14 protein-coding genes are annotated in these 16,319 nt (G+C 41.6%); 5 read left to right on the top strand and 9 right to left on the bottom strand.

The genetic code is table 11. The annotated features are described in order from the left end of the window. Nucleotides 1-39: 39 nt before the first annotated feature. From I8748_RS14625 to I8748_RS14610, 4 genes are read right to left on the bottom strand one after another with little or no spacing between them, the layout of a single operon-like run. On the bottom strand, nt 40-1,557 hold the full coding sequence (locus tag I8748_RS14625; RefSeq protein ID WP_198125304.1) for a dolichyl-phosphate-mannose--protein mannosyltransferase: 1,518 nt from the start codon (nt 1,555-1,557) through the stop codon (nt 40-42). Nucleotides 1,558-1,591: 34 nt separating this feature from the next. Beyond that, on the bottom strand, nt 1,592-2,167 hold the full coding sequence (locus I8748_RS14620; protein ID WP_198125303.1) for a GNAT family N-acetyltransferase: 576 nt from the start codon (nt 2,165-2,167) through the stop codon (nt 1,592-1,594). Between the two features lie 12 nt (nt 2,168-2,179). After that, the gene (locus I8748_RS14615; protein WP_198125302.1) at nt 2,180-2,539 is read right to left on the bottom strand and encodes a XisI protein; all 360 of its coding nucleotides are present in this window, start codon (nt 2,537-2,539) and stop codon (nt 2,180-2,182) included. Beyond that, complete coding sequence (locus I8748_RS14610) at nt 2,509-2,919, bottom strand: XisH family protein (protein WP_198125301.1); 411 nt, start codon at nt 2,917-2,919, stop codon at nt 2,509-2,511. The genes I8748_RS14615 and I8748_RS14610 overlap by 31 nt, the downstream gene beginning before the upstream one ends. A 211-nt stretch (nt 2,920-3,130) precedes the next feature. Here I8748_RS14610 and I8748_RS14605 point away from each other — a divergent pair, with 211 nt between their 5' ends. Next, nucleotides 3,131-3,808, top strand: a complete 678-nt coding sequence (locus I8748_RS14605) for a potassium channel family protein (protein ID WP_198125300.1) — start codon at nt 3,131-3,133, stop codon at nt 3,806-3,808. A 5-nt stretch (nt 3,809-3,813) separates the two neighbouring features. Continuing rightward, complete coding sequence (locus I8748_RS14600; RefSeq protein WP_198125299.1) at nt 3,814-4,371, top strand: DUF3124 domain-containing protein; 558 nt, start codon at nt 3,814-3,816, stop codon at nt 4,369-4,371. 21 nt (nt 4,372-4,392) lie between these two features. Here I8748_RS14600 and I8748_RS14595 read toward each other — a convergent pair whose 3' ends face one another. Both I8748_RS14595 and I8748_RS14590 read right to left on the bottom strand, forming a co-directional pair. Beyond that, nucleotides 4,393-5,946: a cation:proton antiporter gene (locus I8748_RS14595; RefSeq protein WP_198125298.1), complete on the bottom strand. Its 1,554-nt coding sequence runs from the start codon at nt 5,944-5,946 to the stop codon at nt 4,393-4,395. Between the two features lie 171 nt (nt 5,947-6,117). Further along, nucleotides 6,118-7,200 carry a spore photoproduct lyase family protein gene (locus I8748_RS14590; protein WP_225896415.1) on the bottom strand — a complete coding sequence of 361 codons (1,083 nt, stop codon included), beginning with the start codon at nt 7,198-7,200 and terminating at the stop codon, nt 6,118-6,120. A gap of 295 nt (nt 7,201-7,495) precedes the next feature. Here I8748_RS14590 and I8748_RS14585 point away from each other — a divergent pair, with 295 nt between their 5' ends. Then, entirely contained in the window at nt 7,496-8,314 is an 819-nt protein-coding gene (locus tag I8748_RS14585) for a M90 family metallopeptidase (RefSeq protein ID WP_198125297.1), read from the top strand. Between the two features lie 269 nt (nt 8,315-8,583). Then, a complete protein-coding gene (locus I8748_RS14580) occupies nt 8,584-9,888 on the top strand; it encodes a Tudor-knot domain-containing protein (protein ID WP_198125296.1) in 1,305 nt (434 codons plus the stop codon). A gap of 109 nt (nt 9,889-9,997) precedes the next feature. Here the strand turns inward: I8748_RS14580 and I8748_RS14575 are convergent, their stop codons facing one another. The 3 genes from I8748_RS14575 to I8748_RS14565 are packed head-to-tail and all read right to left on the bottom strand — an operon-like array spanning nt 9,998 to nt 12,928. Next, nucleotides 9,998-10,636, bottom strand: a complete 639-nt coding sequence (locus tag I8748_RS14575; RefSeq protein WP_318781225.1) for an HD domain-containing protein — start codon at nt 10,634-10,636, stop codon at nt 9,998-10,000. An 8-nt stretch (nt 10,637-10,644) separates the two neighbouring features. Next, nucleotides 10,645-12,120, bottom strand: a complete 1,476-nt coding sequence (locus I8748_RS14570; RefSeq protein ID WP_318781224.1) for a flavin-containing monooxygenase — start codon at nt 12,118-12,120, stop codon at nt 10,645-10,647. After that, complete coding sequence (locus tag I8748_RS14565; protein WP_198125295.1) at nt 12,104-12,928, bottom strand: SDR family NAD(P)-dependent oxidoreductase; 825 nt, start codon at nt 12,926-12,928, stop codon at nt 12,104-12,106. Before I8748_RS14565 ends, I8748_RS14570 begins: the two co-directional genes overlap by 17 nt. Before the next feature lie 398 nt (nt 12,929-13,326). Between I8748_RS14565 and pruA the strand changes: the two genes are divergently transcribed. After that, nucleotides 13,327-16,311, top strand: coding sequence for an L-glutamate gamma-semialdehyde dehydrogenase (pruA, locus tag I8748_RS14560; RefSeq protein ID WP_198125294.1), 2,985 nt, complete (start codon nt 13,327-13,329; stop codon nt 16,309-16,311). The last annotated feature ends 8 nt before the right edge of the window (nt 16,312-16,319 follow it).

Genomic DNA, 16,319 nt, shown 5'->3' with positions numbered 1-16,319 from the left:
CCCCTCATCTCCCCTACACCCCTGCTCCCCTGCTTACATTTAAATCCAAGAGCTAAACCATATCCGCATTTTATAATCGAAGGAGGATAGGGGTAAACCCAAATAAATAGGCATCCAGAACATAAAAGCAGCCAAAATCAGAAAAGAAATTGTCACACCTACTGCTCTAAGTTCTCGATAATAACTGTGAAGGCATTGATCAACCAACCAAGCGATCGCTAAAAAAGCAAATACTACAGCCGTCATATAGTGGTAAATAAAAGCGCACCTTGTCACTTTCATCCAAGGTACTAAGTTAGTGGCATAATTTAAAACTAAGTACAAAGCAATCCACGTATCAACGCTAGGTCTTGCTGGTACAGAAAAGCGCTTTTGCTTTACCCAAGGAATCACAAATTCTAATACCAGCATCCATATTAAAAATACAATGGCAGCGACACCAAACCACCACAAAAAAGGGTTGCCCATCGCATGGACATCATAAATAATTTTCCCCGTACCAGAAGGTAAAGGAGGCCCCAAAACAGGTAATGGGTCGGTGATACTTTGAGCAGTTTGATAATAATACGCCATTGGTCGAGTGATCAAAGGCCATTTGTACCAAGCAGCACAATAAGGATGTACTTTAGCAGTGTTACCACCAAGACGTTCGTGAAACGCCAAAATTTCCTTGTGTACTTCTATAAACCCATATCTTGTATCTAGTTGTAGGTGAGGAATCCAAACTAAACTGTATACCGCTAGTGGTATAATTCCTAAAAATAAGAAAATTTGCCAAATATTTATTTCTGTTAATTTTTGCAATGAACTGAGATTTTGATCATTGGATTGCCAATAGTTAATAGATGTAATTGAAGAGTTATTTGTGGAACTAGCAGATAAATCATCTATTACATCCGTTGTCTGTGGTGTTGCTTGGATGAGCAGTTGCCATATCCAACCTATTATCCAAATTAGATATATACCCAGCAGAAAAAATAAACCATTCCACTTTGTAGAAACTGACGCACCAAACGCAATACCAGCAACTATTAAATAGACACTGCGTCTTTGTTTTGGACTAGCCAACGCCAATAAGAAAAACCACTGCCCTAACAACCCAAACAGAACTATATAGATATTAATCAGGGCATAGCGAGATTCTACGAGAAATATCCCGTCACAAGCTGTAAACAACCCAGAAAGTAAAGCAAAGCTGCGACGATAACTGATCTGATAGGCAATACCAGAGATAATTAACGGAATAAATGAACCCGAAAGTGCATTAATCCAACGATAATTCCAAGGAGACAAAAGCGAACCCGTCAGTCCATTTTTTACTGGATCTTGCCAAAAAGGAACATGACTACTAAGCCATATTCCCGCCGCAATCATATATTTACCTAGTGGCGGATGACCATCAAAAAAAGGCACATGGTTGAGATAGTTATTGCCAAATTTAGCGTAGTAAACTTCATCAAATACCAAAGTATTAAATCGTCCCAGCCCCCAAAATCGTAAAGCAACTGAGAGGGTAAATATACCTACTAGCCCAATTTGGAACCATTTTTTAGTCATTAGTCAATAGTCAATAGTCAATGGTCAATAGTCATTAGTCATTATTTATTCTCCCTATTCCCCCATCTCCCCCATCTCCCCTTCCCGGTGCATCTTTTTGAAACAGTAGCAGTTCAATACCGTAATATTGCTTTGTCTTTCCCATTGGTTTCATACCCAATCTTTGGGTGACACGAATTGAAGCATCATGTTCTGGCTTGACTACGGCATAAATTACTGGCAGGTTCAAAACACTAAATCCGTAGTTGAGCATACCTCGTCCTGCTTCTGTTGCATAGCCTTTACCCCAAGAAGCTCGCCGCAAGTGCCAACCTACCTCATAATCTTCTGTGGGTAAGCGATGTTGATCAGGAAGTGGTTCGAGAAGGATTGTTCCCACAATTGTTTTAGTATCTTTTTCTACAATTGCCCAAGACCCAGTACCATTTTTGACTTCGTGCGTCCAATCAATTAGCCGCTGACGCGTTGACTCAACACTTGTGGAACGAGCGCCATTACCAAGAAAATACGTAACTTCGGGGTTACTATAAATTTTAAACACTGCTTCGGCATCGCGATCGGGTATCCAACTGCGAATAATTAAGCGTTCAGTTTCAAAAAGGGCTGTCATACTAATTCGCAATTATCTAACAGCAAATTCTGAATCTTTTCTCAGTTCCTCAGACCGGAATCCCAAGACGATCCGATCCTTCGGAACACCTGCTTTGACAAATTCTGTTGCTATTCCTTCTTCAGTACCATCACGTTGAATCCAAATTTTGCCATCAATAATATCAACGTGAATCAGACAGCCGTGAACCCGCCGAGTTACAGTCAAAGACAAATCATAGGCTGGTTCTCTTCCCAAAATCATCAAGAGGTAGCGGTCTTGTTCAGTGTCGAAAACTGTCTCAAATTGAATATCACCAACGCTGAAGGGAATCTTCGTATGTTCAATCAGAATATTGCGAATTAACTGCCTGTATTGCTCCAAGGTATCCATTTGAAAATAACCTCTTGCTCTAGCCTAAATACAACTATATGGACTTTGTAATCCTCTACCAAAAGTTTAGCAATTGGCTCATCAAAGATATCAGCGTATACTTCATCACGAACGGCAAGATAGAGAACGCGATCGGGATTGGTTTTGGTCATCACAGAGCGGTATGCAAGGTATTGTCCCAGTGCGTGTTCCAGATCAGTCATATCTGATACACTGCGAAACGTTTTAATCTCAACTGCTATTAGCTGACCTTCCTTTTCAGCTGCAATCAATTTTTCTGCACCAAGGTCAACGTACATATCCCTTTTCCCCCACTTGAGATGAAAGGGATCGTCAGTAATCGTCCAGCCATCTTTGATCAGGGCATTCTTGACATTCATGATAAGTAAGTCGGTGGGAAAAAACGAAACTATGTGAAGAAAGATTAACTAGACTAAAACTCCCTTCCCTTCTGCCTCCTGCCTCCTGCCTAATCCCAACTACAAATATTTATTTACACCGACCTACTTAATTATGCTATTTTGATGTGTTTTGGCTTACCTTGCTAATGTTAATTAAAGTGAAAGAAGTCTTTGAGTATTAGGAGCAGCCATGTACGTGCTAATTGGTGGAGCAGGTTTAGTGGGGGTTTCATTAGCTCAGAAATTGGTAGAACTGGGGCATACTGTAGCTGTCATAGATGTTGATCCTACAGCTTGCCGCTATGCTCGTGAACAAGTAGGAGCGATGGCTTTTGAAGGCAGTGCAGTTAGTACAGAAGTGTTGTTAGAAGCTGGGATTCGCAAAGCTAATGCCCTAGCAGCCGTTCTCAGAAGTGACGCTTTGAACTTAGCAATGGTAACTCTTGCCAAACACTATGGTGTTCCGCACATTTTGGCTCGAATGCGCCATTCTGATTTTGCTGAACCCCTGCGCTTGGCTGGAGCCAATCATGTAATTAGCACTGTAGATTTAGCAGTGTCAACAATGGTAAATGCCATTGAGTATCCACAAGTAGAATCAATGATGCACTTTGAGCAAGGACAGATTGAGGTGTTGAAACTTTCCATTGCCAACAATTGTTATGTTGTTGGTCGTAGCCTGGCTGAAATTGCCCAGGATTCTCGCTTTCCAACTGACTCTCTGATTATTGGTTATCAAGCCCATCCCCACGAAGATTTAACAATTCCTAATGGGAGTACAGTGTTAGAATCTGGTTCAACTGTATTAATTGCGACAAAGCCAGGGTCTTTACATCAAATTATTGATTTTATCGAAGGCTGTAACTAGTTTTGATGAAGTTATACTCACGTTTTTATTTAGCAATTGCTTTGATTTTGTTGACATCTTGTCAATCATTAAAGAGTTCTCCACAAGCCCAGAACAATAATCAACAAAATCAACAAAAAATATTACCTCCCAAGACGGTAACTCTCGATAAAAATTTCAAGATAGTTAGAGGACAAACTATTTATGTTCCTGTTTACTCGGAAATCTATCATCACAATCGACAAGAAATTTTTTATTTAGCAGCTACGCTGAGTATTCGTAATACAGATTTAAACAATTCAATCATTATTACTTCTGTGCGTTACTATGACTCAAATGGCAAATTAGTTAAACAGTATTTGAATAATTCTATTCAACTTGATGCTTTAGCTTCTACTGATTTTTTTGTCACTAGAGATGACACTAGTGGAGGTTTAGGTGCAAACTTTATTGTCGAGTGGGTAGCTGCAACAGAAATCTCGGAGCCGATAGTTGAAGCAGTGATGATTGGTACAGATTTTCAGCAAGGAATTTCTTTTATCAGTCCAGGTAGAGTGATCAAAAATCAAAATAAGTCAAACTAAAAATCAAGTTCTTGAACAACATTAATCATCATCTAGTTGCAGCAACTGTTCATCAATAGATTGTATCCGCTCTCGCACAATTTCTTCTGAAAGAATTCGTTTACGCATTGCCTCATTGAGCGCTCCTTTTTCTGCCAGTAGTAAACGGCGGCGGATGGCATCGAGTTTACTCAGCGCCCCACTATTCCCATCAAACTCACCTGCACGGCGATTATAAAATTCACGTAATGCTTTTTCAGCAGCAGCTATTTGCACTTGGTAAGTTGAACGCATTTCTTCATACACAGCTTTTGGCAAAACGCCACTTTTTAAGAGAGTGTCTAATTCATCTTGCGCTGCTTTAGCTGTAATTAATTGAGCTTGCAATTGTTCAACTTGCTGCTGATTCTTGGAAAATTTAGATAATTTTAAGCGTTTTACTAGCCAGGGCAAGCTTAAACCTTGACCCACCAATGACACCAGTACACTACCGAAAACTAAAGTAATAAGATAGTCTCGCCCTGGCAATGTATTGGGTAAGCTTAACGCCAGAGCCATCGAGAGTGAACCCTTGATATTTCCTAAAAACAGTAGATGTTGCCAGGATAGCGGAATTGGGCGATCAATCCAGCGAACCACTGCCATCAGCGGATAAATTGAAAGAATCCGCCCTACTTGATAAGCCAAAACTGTTAGTAGAATTGCAGGTAAAGTGTTCCAGAGTACGACTAGGTTGATTTGTACACCGATTAACAAAAAAATAAATGTATTAACACTAAAACTGGCATACTCCCAGAAACTCAATAAGGTGATGCGATTAGAAGCAGAAGTATTACCAGAAAGCCCTAAATTTCCAAAAATTAACCCGGCAACAACCACAGCTACAGCACCAGATACGCCTAGAAATTGGCCCACTTGAAAAGTTCCTAGTGCAACTGCCACAGTTAGTAAAAGACTGCTAAGGGGATCATCTAAACGGGAAAATATAGGTATGCTCAAATAACCTAAGACTAACCCTACGATACCGCCTCCTAAAGCAATATATAGCAGTTGTTGAATTCCCTCTAATAATGTGATTGAACCTGTCGAATATACCTGTGAAATTAGGTTAAACGAAACTAAGGCAGTTGCATCGTTGAAGAGAGTTTCTCCTTCAACAATGGTAGAAAGCCGAGAGGGTACTGGTATTTCTTTAAAGACGGCTATCATTGAAACCGTATCCGTGTTCGCTAAAATAACCGCTACAAATAAAGCAGGTATCCAAGTTAGTCCCAGGACAAATTTTAATAGAACGGCAATAATAGCACTGGAAAGCACCGCTCCTGGCCCAGCCAACAGAGCAATGGGTTTAAACGTGCTGCGTAAGCGACTAACATCTGTGTTGATGCCAGCTTCAAAGATGAGAATTGGTAGGAAAAGATTCAAAACTAGAGATGGGTCTAAACCAATGCGACGAGACAATAACTCAGTAATTGGCAGACCAGCCAACACTAAACCCGTGACATAAGGAACTCGTAACCGACGAGATAGTAGGGCTACACCAGTGGCAACGAGCAGGAGAATAATTGAAATATTGACTAATTGGGTAACATTCACTCAAATACTGAAGATACCGAAAATATTAAACGACATTAATAATAGTAATAATAAGCCTCGACAGCGCAAAGAAGTTAAACTCACCTGAGTTCAGAATTTTTGCCGATCGCAAAGCGCGCCCTACAGTCCAACCCGTCGAAGATGGCTTAACCCGAACTCAGGTTAGGTAGTTCACGTCCAGTAAAGAATTTCCGCATTGGGAAAGCGCTTAGTAATCTCACTCTCAAAAAAGCGACGTAATGCTTTCATTGTGTCTTTGTCATAGACATACTTGGTGCCACCAAATTTATTCCGCTTAATGGTACGGTTGGTTTCATCCATATCTAGTTTTGATTGCGGATACCAAGTTTGCAATACTTCTTTTGACCCAGGTGTGAATCGATGGGAAATCAATTCAAAATTTAAGTCGCAATCAAAATCTAGCGCTTCACTAATCGAGTCAAACAAGCGACTATATTGCATTTGCCAATCATCTATAGGCATAATGGGCGCGATGACTAAGCCTACTGGATAGCCGCCACCGCCTCTGTTTGTTGGTAATGCTAATCGTCGCAATGCAGCTAACCGTGATGCTACGCTGGCTGTGCCACCTTCAAATCTACCAGCGATCGCAGCTGCATTCACACTGACTCGACAGCGCGTATGTCCGTTGTGCGGTAAGTCGAGTAAAGTATCCACCGCGTCAAACTTCGACACCCAACGTAAATGTCCGTCGCTACGAGTACCAAAGTAGCGGATACATTCAGCCAGACTTCCAGTTAAATGTTCAATCCCCAAAGGGTCAGTGTAACAGCTAACTTCAAAAGTTGTTGCTTGTCCTGGTCGCTCATAGTTCGCTAAATTTTCTAATATTTGTGGCAAGTTGGCAAACACGCGAATCACTGGCGGCCCTGACAAACTACCCGCTAAGTAGCAGTATTGACAGTGTGCGGGACAACCTTCAGCAATGTGAAATTGCCAATCTGCTGATGGGGGAATAGGACTCAATTTAAACGAACTAGGGGGAGCAGTAACAACCGCTAGAGTACGCTTAGAAATATCATAAGTTTCGCGATCGCTTTCACCGCGCAATCCTGTTAGACGGTTACGTGACAACTCTTCAATAGGTAAATTGAGAGACTGTACCCGTGCTAGAATCTTTTGTCCCCACGGTTCATCAAGGGCTGCTGGTGTGAACAGTACACGTTCTGGCATCCAAAATCTAGGTGTTTTTACCAAAGGTGTATCTGTTGTCAAAACAGTATTTGCAGTCATAAAAAGCCTTGTAGAAAAACCCACTACTCACGCCTGGTGGGATATATTACTTAACTTTATTTTAGAATATTACCCAATCAGCTTGTATCTCTTGATAAAGCGGTTTCTACTCACCTGATGGTAGTAGTTTCCATAATTGCGATCGCTTCCTTCCAGCCTTGTTATATCATCTCCACTTGACTAATTCTTAAAAAAGAAAAGGGATAATAAAGAGGAAGAAAGGGAAAAGGTTAAACAGACAATAAATAATTCTTCGCCTTTCCCTTTTTCCTTTACCCTTCCCCCTCCCCCTTCTATGGCACTTCTTATTTTTATTATTATTGGTCTGATTGTCAGTGTTATTTTATTGAGTCCTCTTATCATTAAACAGCGAAGAAAACGTCTTAAACGCCATACTTTTCCTCCATTATGGAATAGCATTATCGAGAATAATCTTCTCATTTACTCTCGTCTTTCTCCTGCTGAAAGAAGAAGGCTTCAAGGACATATTCAAGTGTTCTTAACAGAAAAACAATTCATTGGTTGTCAAGGATTGCAAGTCACAGAAGAAATGAAACTGACCATTGCTGGTATCAGTTGTTTGCTTCTTCTCAATGAACGAGGGGAATACTTTCCTAAACTGCGTTCAATTTTGATTTATCCTGGCGCTTATTTTGTGAATGAAATTGTTGCCAATGGAAATTATGTTGTCGAGGAAAGACGCGTAGCAAGACTAGGAGAATCGTGGACTAAAGACCAAGTGGTATTGTCTTGGGAACAGGTGCAACAAGACACCCAAAACTGGAGTGATGGACATAACGTTGTTTTACATGAATTCGCCCACCAGTTAGATCAAGAGGATGGTAAAGCCGAGGGTGTTCCAATTTTGCAGCGAAAGTCAGACTATCTCACCTGGGCTAGAGTCATGACCGAAGAATATCACCAACTCTGCAATGATGTTCAACAAGGTATTAAAACTGTTATGGATGGCTATGGTGCGACTAATCCCGCAGAATTTTTTGCTGTGGCCACTGAAACATTCTTTGAGAAACCGCAGGAATTACTGAAGAAGCATCCGGCCCTTTATGAACTATTGCAACGCTACTATCAACTCGATCCTGTGCAATGGGTTTAGACGTTAAACAGGACGGAGGCGTAACAACTATTTTGGATTGTTGAATTTTTGTTTCCCCCCGTGAGGGGGGAGGGGTTGGGGATGGGGTGTCTTTATTATAGCCCAAATTGCGTTTACAACATGTCGTTTTGCGTAAGTTATAAATTTTTACAAATGAAAGCCCAGTCCCCAGTACCGAATCCCCAGTCACCCAAATCTCAAGAAATTCACAATTCCAAAATTATGAGTATAATTCATGACTATACTTTTTGAGACTTGAGGAGCGTTTTATGGATAGCTCAATTATTCAGTTGGTTGACAATTTACCGACTGATAATATTACTGTCAAGGTTTTACAGGCTCTTGATTATGTAGCGCCTGGTCAATGGAACAACTTAGTAGGGTTTGATAACTTTGTACGTACAATTACTGGTGAGACAGATGCTAAAGTCATTCAAAAAATTCGCGATCGCGTCGTAGCGATATATAACGACCCTCAAGAAAGCTACCAGACTGTAATCAAACTTTACCAAACCATTGATAAAGCAGACACAGCAATGGGAACAGCAGCTTTAGCGAACAAAGTAGGCGAAAAAATTGGCTTTTTGTCTTTTTTAAGCAATATCACTCCCAAAGCAGACATCACTCAAAGTATTGATTTAGTATTGAAAATTGCCATTGAAATCATTGCCTTTTGCAAACTGAATGGCATTCCTCAACCTAACCCCCAAGAATTTGCCAATGCTATTGCTACCAACTATCAAGATGCATCTTTAATGCGGATGGTAGCTTTAGTTTGTCTAGATGGAATTTTGCCTTTAGGCCCCGACTTCCTTAGCAAGATTCAAGGAATTATTAGTGGCGCTGATACTAGCGTAGTAACTCAAAATTCTGTTTTCTCAGCCGTTAATAACTTTCTACCGGGTAATAATTCCTCTGAGAAGCTTGGTTTTCTCAGCCAAGGTTTTAACTCTGTGCAAGGCTGGATGAATAATTTAGTATCTAGAACAGGTATAACTCCCCAATCAATTTTGAATAGTGTAGGCAGTTTCATCCAGATTGCCGATGATAACTTAGATTTTGTAGCAGCATTCTTGGATCAAACCACCAATTACTACGAACATACAGGAATTCAGACTGTGGCTCGTAGCTTAATTTTACGAGCATATACTTTAGTAAAAGAGGAAATTCAACTTGAACAGCAAAAGCCCCGTCAAGATGTTTCATCTGCTGTCAAGTCAGATACCAATCAGTATGCAGTTAACAAAACAGTAGAAGTTTGGGATGGTGAGGATGAGGAATGGTATCAAGCAACAATCGAAAAAATCAAAGATGATCAATTCTACATCCATTACACAGGGTACGGTTCATCCTATGACGAATGGATTGGTGAAGAAGACATTCGTACTCGCAATCATGAATCAACTGATGATAATGGATATGCAGTTAGTCAAAGAGTAAAAGTTTGGGATGAAGACAATGAAGAATGGTACTCTGCAAATATAGAGGAAATTCGAGGTCAGCAATACTTTGTCCATTACATCGGTTACGATTCATCTTATGACGAATGGGTTGACCTGGATGTAATTCGTTAACTGCTGAATAAACGGGGGGCTAAATCAGCGATCGCCCCCTGCGCTAGTATACTTAGTAATAATTATGCCATTTTGTGATAATTTCAATACTCTGCCCAGTCCCCAATCCCTAATCCCTAGTCCCTTTTAAAAGTATTTGAATTTCTGCCTGAAGGTTAGAACGGGCAGATTGTTCGGCAACGTCGAACATCAAGGGCGTAAAATAAATACGCTGGCGTTGCAAAAATCTTTCTAAAACCTGCCTTCTACCTGCAATATACTCTGTTTCTGACACCCAAGCATACTCAGTACGAATTGCTTGGGCGTATTCCTGATATTTGATTGGGCTAGTAGCCAAAATTGCCAAGTCTGCATCAAGTAAGATTTGGCTATCATAGTCATCCGCAGCAGCTTGATGATGTTTGGTATTAAGAATGAGACGGTTAACAATAGTGATATCACTGAGGTGAACGCCCAAACTACTTAGCATATGGCAAGCATAGTCTGCGCTTCTTTCTTCATTATCTTTAGCTTGAGTGTCATAGACAACATCATGAAACCAGGCGGCAAGTTGGACAGCCGCGAGGTTTTTGGCATAGGCTTGTAAAGTATCTATCGTATTGAGAACATGATGAATGTGTTTGAGGCTGTGGTAGTGGCGATCGCAACTCGAATAAGCCTTAAGTATAACAGTAAAGGCTTGTTTTGCTGCTACTTGGTCAACTCCAAAGCTTTGGATGGTATTTTGCCAGCGATTAAATAATTGCACCGCTACTTTTATCTCACTAAAAGCTGAGTTTGCTGAATACTTTGCAAAGGAGGCAGTGGTTGATTGCTAAAGTTAGGATGTTGGGCATCAATTTGATGTGCTTTTTTCACAAGCTGATCAAATGCCAGATTAGTAAGTTTTAATTGATTAAACAATACCTGTGTATCAACAAGATGAGTTGTTGGTAACTGGTATCCGATTTCTTTGAAAACTAAACCAAGAGGCACATTAATTTCATCTTGGAGTTTGAGATATCGAGAGAACATTGGGGCGTAAGCTGCAATCACTGAACCAACCCCACCTCTAATCTGTGACCATCCAATATAGTACAGTCCTTTGTAATCATCAAGAAACGAATCTGCATAACATTTGACTACTGACCCTTCAACGCGCTGAAGTTCTGGAGGTAGGAATGGATAAGCCATATAGTAACCTGTTGCACAGACAATCAAGTCAAAAGCTTCTCGACTACCATCAACAAATTCAACTTCCCAGCCATCAAGACGTTTTACAGCAGGCTTGGCAGTGATTCTACCATGTTTGAGATAATAGGGCACTTCACTGTTAACAGTAGGGTGTTTCTCGAAAAGCCGATGCTTGGGTTTGGTTAAACCATAATCTTCGTGGCTACCGAAACTCAGACGTATGATTGCATACACTGTTAGCCGTGCTAACCATTGTGGCGATCGCAATTTCGGTACATCAGTAATGGAAACTCCAGCAACATGGCGACTGAAAGTCTCACCTATACTTTCCAGACTTTTCAACCGTTGTAACCATTTTGGCAATTTATCTCCAGGGAAATCTGCAACTGGAATGCCGGCAAATGTCTTGGGGATAAACCACACTGATTCGCGCATACTCAGAACAGACTTAGCACCGATACGGGCTGCTTCTGCGGCGATATCACAAGCTGAGTTACCAGCCCCAATTACCAAAACTCGCTTTCCACGCAGCTGATCTGGATGCTTATAATCTTTAGAATGGATGATTTCACCGTGGAATTTTCCCTCAAACTTGGGAAAACGTTTACACCAGTGATGGCCATTGCACATCACCACCCCTTTATAGATTCGCTGTTCTCCATCAGCAAAGGAGACTTCCCAAAGATTGTTTTCAACTGGGCGTACATAACTAACTGTACGATTCAGTTGAATATTTTCTCGCAAATCAAAGCGATCGGCAAATGCGTTTAAATAATCCCGCATGTTCTGGGCACTGGGAAAGTCGGGATAATCATCTGGCATGGGGAAATGAGTAAACTGGGTAATCTTGCGTGACGAAATTATGTGTGCCGTTTCGTAAACGCCGTGATACCAATTACCACCGATATCATCACTGGCATCAACTTGATCATATGGGATATCAGCAGCTTTGAGTGCCCCAGCCATACCCAATCCCACAAAACCAGCCCCGATAACTAAATGTCTATCAGCGGTATCGACCATCTTCTGAATTTTACTAGATTTACTTTCCTTGACCACCTTTCAACCTCCTGACGAGTTCATTATTAATTGAGTTCAATATTTGAGGAAAATATCGTTTGATAAGATGAGCATTTTTAGCTGTGGCATCGGGAAAGACATGTAATTTATTGTGAATAATTCCTCGAATGGTGGCACGCATTACCTTAGCCGGGTCGGTTGCCACATATTCTGCTAAATCGTGGCTATTCTTGCCTAAACTGCCAAATCGTTCGCATTGCAGAATTGGAGTACGGCTAAAAAAGGGATAAACAGCCGTCACCTTTACATTGTAATCTTTTACTTCATGGAAAAATCCTTCACTAAATCCACGCAACCCAAATTTGCTTGCTGAGTAAGCAGTTAATCCAGGTGATGCCCACCAGCCTGCTACCGATGAAATGTTAACAATGTGACCTTGTTGACGGTCAATCATATCAGTAGCAAACAAAGCACTTAAGCGCATCGGTGTTAGTAGGTTGATCTGTATGAGACGTTCCCATTTTTCATTAGGAATTTCGTCCATGCGTCCAAAAAGTGCAATCCCGGCATTGTTAATCAAAATATCGACGGGAATATTGAGTGCTTTCACCTGACGATAAAGCATTTCACATCCTTCATGGGTAGAGAGATCAATTCCTAAGCAAGCGAGTATTTCACCTGTAGTAATTTGGCACTGAATTACTGCAATTTGTTCACGCAAAACAGTTGCATCAAGATCTGTTAAAATTAGTCGGCTACCAGCTTCTAACAACTGTCGAGTTAGTTCTTGTCCAAACCCACCAGCTGCACCAGTAATGAGTACAACTGCCTTGTTTAACTGAGTCATATTTTTGTTCCAAATTATTAATTAATATTAATGCAAATACTTTGTTTCATGGCTTTAATAAATTGAAAATAAATGATGAAAGACATCAAAGTTAAGTTTTTGCAAAAATCGGAATTTAAACACATTAAAAATACTTATTGCGGTGGTTTCCGGACTAGGGTTAGCTACTTTACCAGCACCACAGTAAAACTGTATTACAGTTTACGTAAAAATTTTCTAGGACAAAACGTCAGTAGAGTTACGTTTTATATGTGGTAGCAGCAAAATTAAAGAGTCAAAATAGAAGACGGAGTAGGGGAGATGAGGGAGCAGGGGAGCAGGGGGAGAAATAACTAATACCCAATTCCCAATTCCCAATTCCCAATTCCCCATTCCCAACATTAAGGAGATTACTAACAGTGGTATTACAAGTAAAAACAAGCACCTACGAAGCTAAAACTCAAGAAATTGCTAAACAACTTCTCGCAGCAACTCAAGAAAATCGCTCTTTTTTTGCTAACTTGCGCGATCAGATGCGTTGGGATGATAAATTACTCGCTTGGGCGATGAGTAATCCGGGTTTGCGGGTGCAATTATTTCGCTTTATTGACACTCTACCAGCGTTACGCAGTAAACCGGAAATTGCTGCCCATTTACAAGAATATCTGGGGGATGAGTCAGTAGAATTACCAGCAGCTTTGAAGGGCATACTTAACTATGCTAACCCTGACTCAATGCCGGCACAAGTTGCTGCTACAACTGTTGATACAGCTGTGGAAACATTAGCTCATAAATATATTTCTGGTGAAAATATTAAACAAGTCATCAAAACAGTTGAACGGCTGCGAAAAGAAAAAATGGCTTTCACCATCGATTTATTGGGTGAGGCGGTGATTACTGAAGCTGAGGCGCAGTCTTATCTAGAACGCTATGTCGAGTTGATGGAACAATTGGTAGAAGCATCGAAGCACTGGGGAAAAATTCCGGCTATTGATGAGGCTGATGGTGAAATATTACCAAAAGTCCAGGTTTCTGTGAAGTTAACGGCGTTTTACTCGCAATTTGACGCTCTAGATGCTAAAGGTAGCGAGGAACGAGTTAGCGATCGCATTCGCATTCTGTTACGTCGTGCTAAGGAATTAGGCGCATCTGTGCATTTTGATATGGAACAGTATGCGTATAAGGATTTAATTCTAAATATTCTTAAAAAGTTGTTGCTGGAAGATGAGTTTAGGCAACGTACAGATATTGGCATTACCATTCAAGCATATTTACGGGATAGTGAGGAAGATGCTAAGGATGTGATTGCTTGGTTGAAGCAACGCGGTTATCCTCTGACTATCCGTTTGGTAAAAGGCGCATATTGGGATCAGGAAACTATCAAGGCTGCACAAAAACATTGGCCACAACCGGTTTATAACGATAAAGCGGCGAGTGATGCAAATTTTGAAGCGATTACTCAGTTGTTGTTGGAAAATCATCAATATGTGTATGCTGCCATTGGTAGCCATAATGTGCGATCGCAAGCGCGTGCTATAGCCATAGCTGAAAGTTTAAATGTCCCTCGCCGTGCTTTTGAAATGCAGGTGCTTTACGGGATGGGGGATAAGTTGGCGAAGGCTTTGGTTGATCGGGGTTATCGGGTAAGGGTTTATTGTCCCTATGGGGAGTTGCTTCCAGGGATGGCTTATCTGATTCGGCGGTTGTTGGAAAATACTGCTAATAGTTCTTTTTTACGGCAAAATCTGGAAAATCGGCCTGTTGAGGAGTTGATTGCAGCGCCGGATGTGGAATTGTCTCACGCAAAGGCGCAAAGGCGCAAAGAAGAAGATCTAAAGTTTGTTGGGGCGGCGGATACGGATTATGCGGTGGTGGAGGAGAGGAAGGTGGCTGATGAGGCTTTTCGATCTGTTCGCCGGGAGTTTGGTAAAACGTATCTACCCTTGATTAATGGGGAGTATGTTAGTACGCAGGAGAGTGTTGATTCTGTTAATCCTTCTAATTTTAGTGAGGTGATTGGGAAGGTTGGGCTGATTAGTGTTGAACAGGCGCAAGAGGCGATGCAGGCTGCTCAGGCGGCTTTTCCTGGTTGGCGGAAGACGCCGGCGAAGCAACGTGCTGGGGTGTTGCGAAAGGCTGCTGAGTTGATGGAACAACGCCGTGCTGAATTTTCTGCTTGGATTGTTTTGGAAGTCGGGAAGCCGGTGAAGGAAGCGGATGCTGAGGTTTCTGAGGCGATAGATTTCTGCCGCTATTATGCTGATGAGATGGAACGGTTGGATTTAGGTGTAATTTATGACGTGGCGGGAGAGACGAATCGTTATATTTACCAGCCGCGGGGAATTGCTGTAGTGATTTCTCCTTGGAATTTTCCTTTAGCGATCGCTTGCGGGATGACTGTGGCTGCGCTGGTGACTGGCAATTGTACTCTGCTCAAACCTGCTGAAACTTCTTCTGTCATTGCGGCGAAATTCACGGAAGTTTTGGTAGAGGCTGGCATTCCTAAAGGTGTTTTTCAATACGTGCCTGGTAAGGGTTCGCAAGTTGGTGCTTATTTGGTAAATCACCCTGATACTCATGTGATTGCTTTTACTGGTTCTCAGGAGGTGGGTTGCAGGATTTTTGCGGAAGCTGCAACGCTCAAACCAGGACAAAGGCACATGAAGCGGGTGATTGCAGAAATGGGGGGTAAAAATGCCATCATTATTGATGAAAGTGCTGATTTAGACCAAGCTGTTATAGGTGTGGTACAGTCAGCATTTGGTTACAGCGGACAAAAATGTTCTGCTTGTTCGCGGGCGATCGTGGTGGAACCAATTTATGATGCTTTTGTGCGTCGGTTGGTGGAAGCGACAAAATCACTCAATATTGGCGAGGCGGAGTTACCTAGTACTCAAGTCGGCCCGGTAATTGATGCTAATGCGCGCGATCGCATCCTTGAGTATATTGAGAAGGGTAAGGCGGAAGCACAATTGGCTTTGGAGTTACCAGCACCAGAACAAGGTTATTTTATCGGGCCTGTGATCTTTAGTGAGGTGCCACCAAATGGCATAATTGCTCAGCAAGAAATTTTTGGCCCTGTGTTGGCGGTAACTAAGGTGAAGGATTTTGCGGAAGCTTTAGCAGTCGCCAATGGAACTAACTACGCTTTAACAGGCGGACTTTATTCCAGAACGCCTTCTCACATTCAGCAAGCACAAGAAGAGTTTGAAGTGGGGAATTTATACATTAACCGTACCATTACAGGTGCTATTGTTGCACGGCAACCTTTTGGTGGATTCAAACTTTCTGGTGTTGGTTCTAAGGCTGGAGGCCCTGATTATCTGCTACAGTTTTTGGAACCGCGCACGGTGACGGAAAATATTCAGCGTCAAGGTTTTGCACCAATTGATGGTGCGGATTAATTAAACTG

The sequence above is a fragment of the Amazonocrinis nigriterrae CENA67 genome, from assembly GCF_016056305.1.
Classification (GTDB): domain Bacteria; phylum Cyanobacteriota; class Cyanobacteriia; order Cyanobacteriales; family Nostocaceae; genus Amazonocrinis; species Amazonocrinis nigriterrae.
Note: the sequence above shows the minus strand (reverse complement) of the source record. Positions and strands in the feature narration are given on the sequence as shown.

Coding starts and splice junctions, on each gene's coding strand:
- I8748_RS14625 (WP_198125304.1), bottom strand. CDS start 1,557: ATGACTAAAAAATGGTTCCAAATTGGGCTAGTAGGTATATTTACCCTC.
- I8748_RS14620 (WP_198125303.1), bottom strand. CDS start 2,167: ATGACAGCCCTTTTTGAAACTGAACGCTTAATTATTCGCAGTTGGATA.
- I8748_RS14615 (WP_198125302.1), bottom strand. CDS start 2,539: ATGGATACCTTGGAGCAATACAGGCAGTTAATTCGCAATATTCTGATT.
- I8748_RS14610 (WP_198125301.1), bottom strand. CDS start 2,919: ATGAATGTCAAGAATGCCCTGATCAAAGATGGCTGGACGATTACTGAC.
- I8748_RS14605 (WP_198125300.1), top strand. CDS start 3,131: ATGTACGTGCTAATTGGTGGAGCAGGTTTAGTGGGGGTTTCATTAGCT.
- I8748_RS14600 (WP_198125299.1), top strand. CDS start 3,814: ATGAAGTTATACTCACGTTTTTATTTAGCAATTGCTTTGATTTTGTTG.
- I8748_RS14590 (WP_225896415.1), bottom strand. CDS start 7,200: ATGACTGCAAATACTGTTTTGACAACAGATACACCTTTGGTAAAAACA.
- I8748_RS14585 (WP_198125297.1), top strand. CDS start 7,496: ATGGCACTTCTTATTTTTATTATTATTGGTCTGATTGTCAGTGTTATT.
- I8748_RS14580 (WP_198125296.1), top strand. CDS start 8,584: ATGGATAGCTCAATTATTCAGTTGGTTGACAATTTACCGACTGATAAT.
- I8748_RS14565 (WP_198125295.1), bottom strand. CDS start 12,928: ATGACTCAGTTAAACAAGGCAGTTGTACTCATTACTGGTGCAGCTGGT.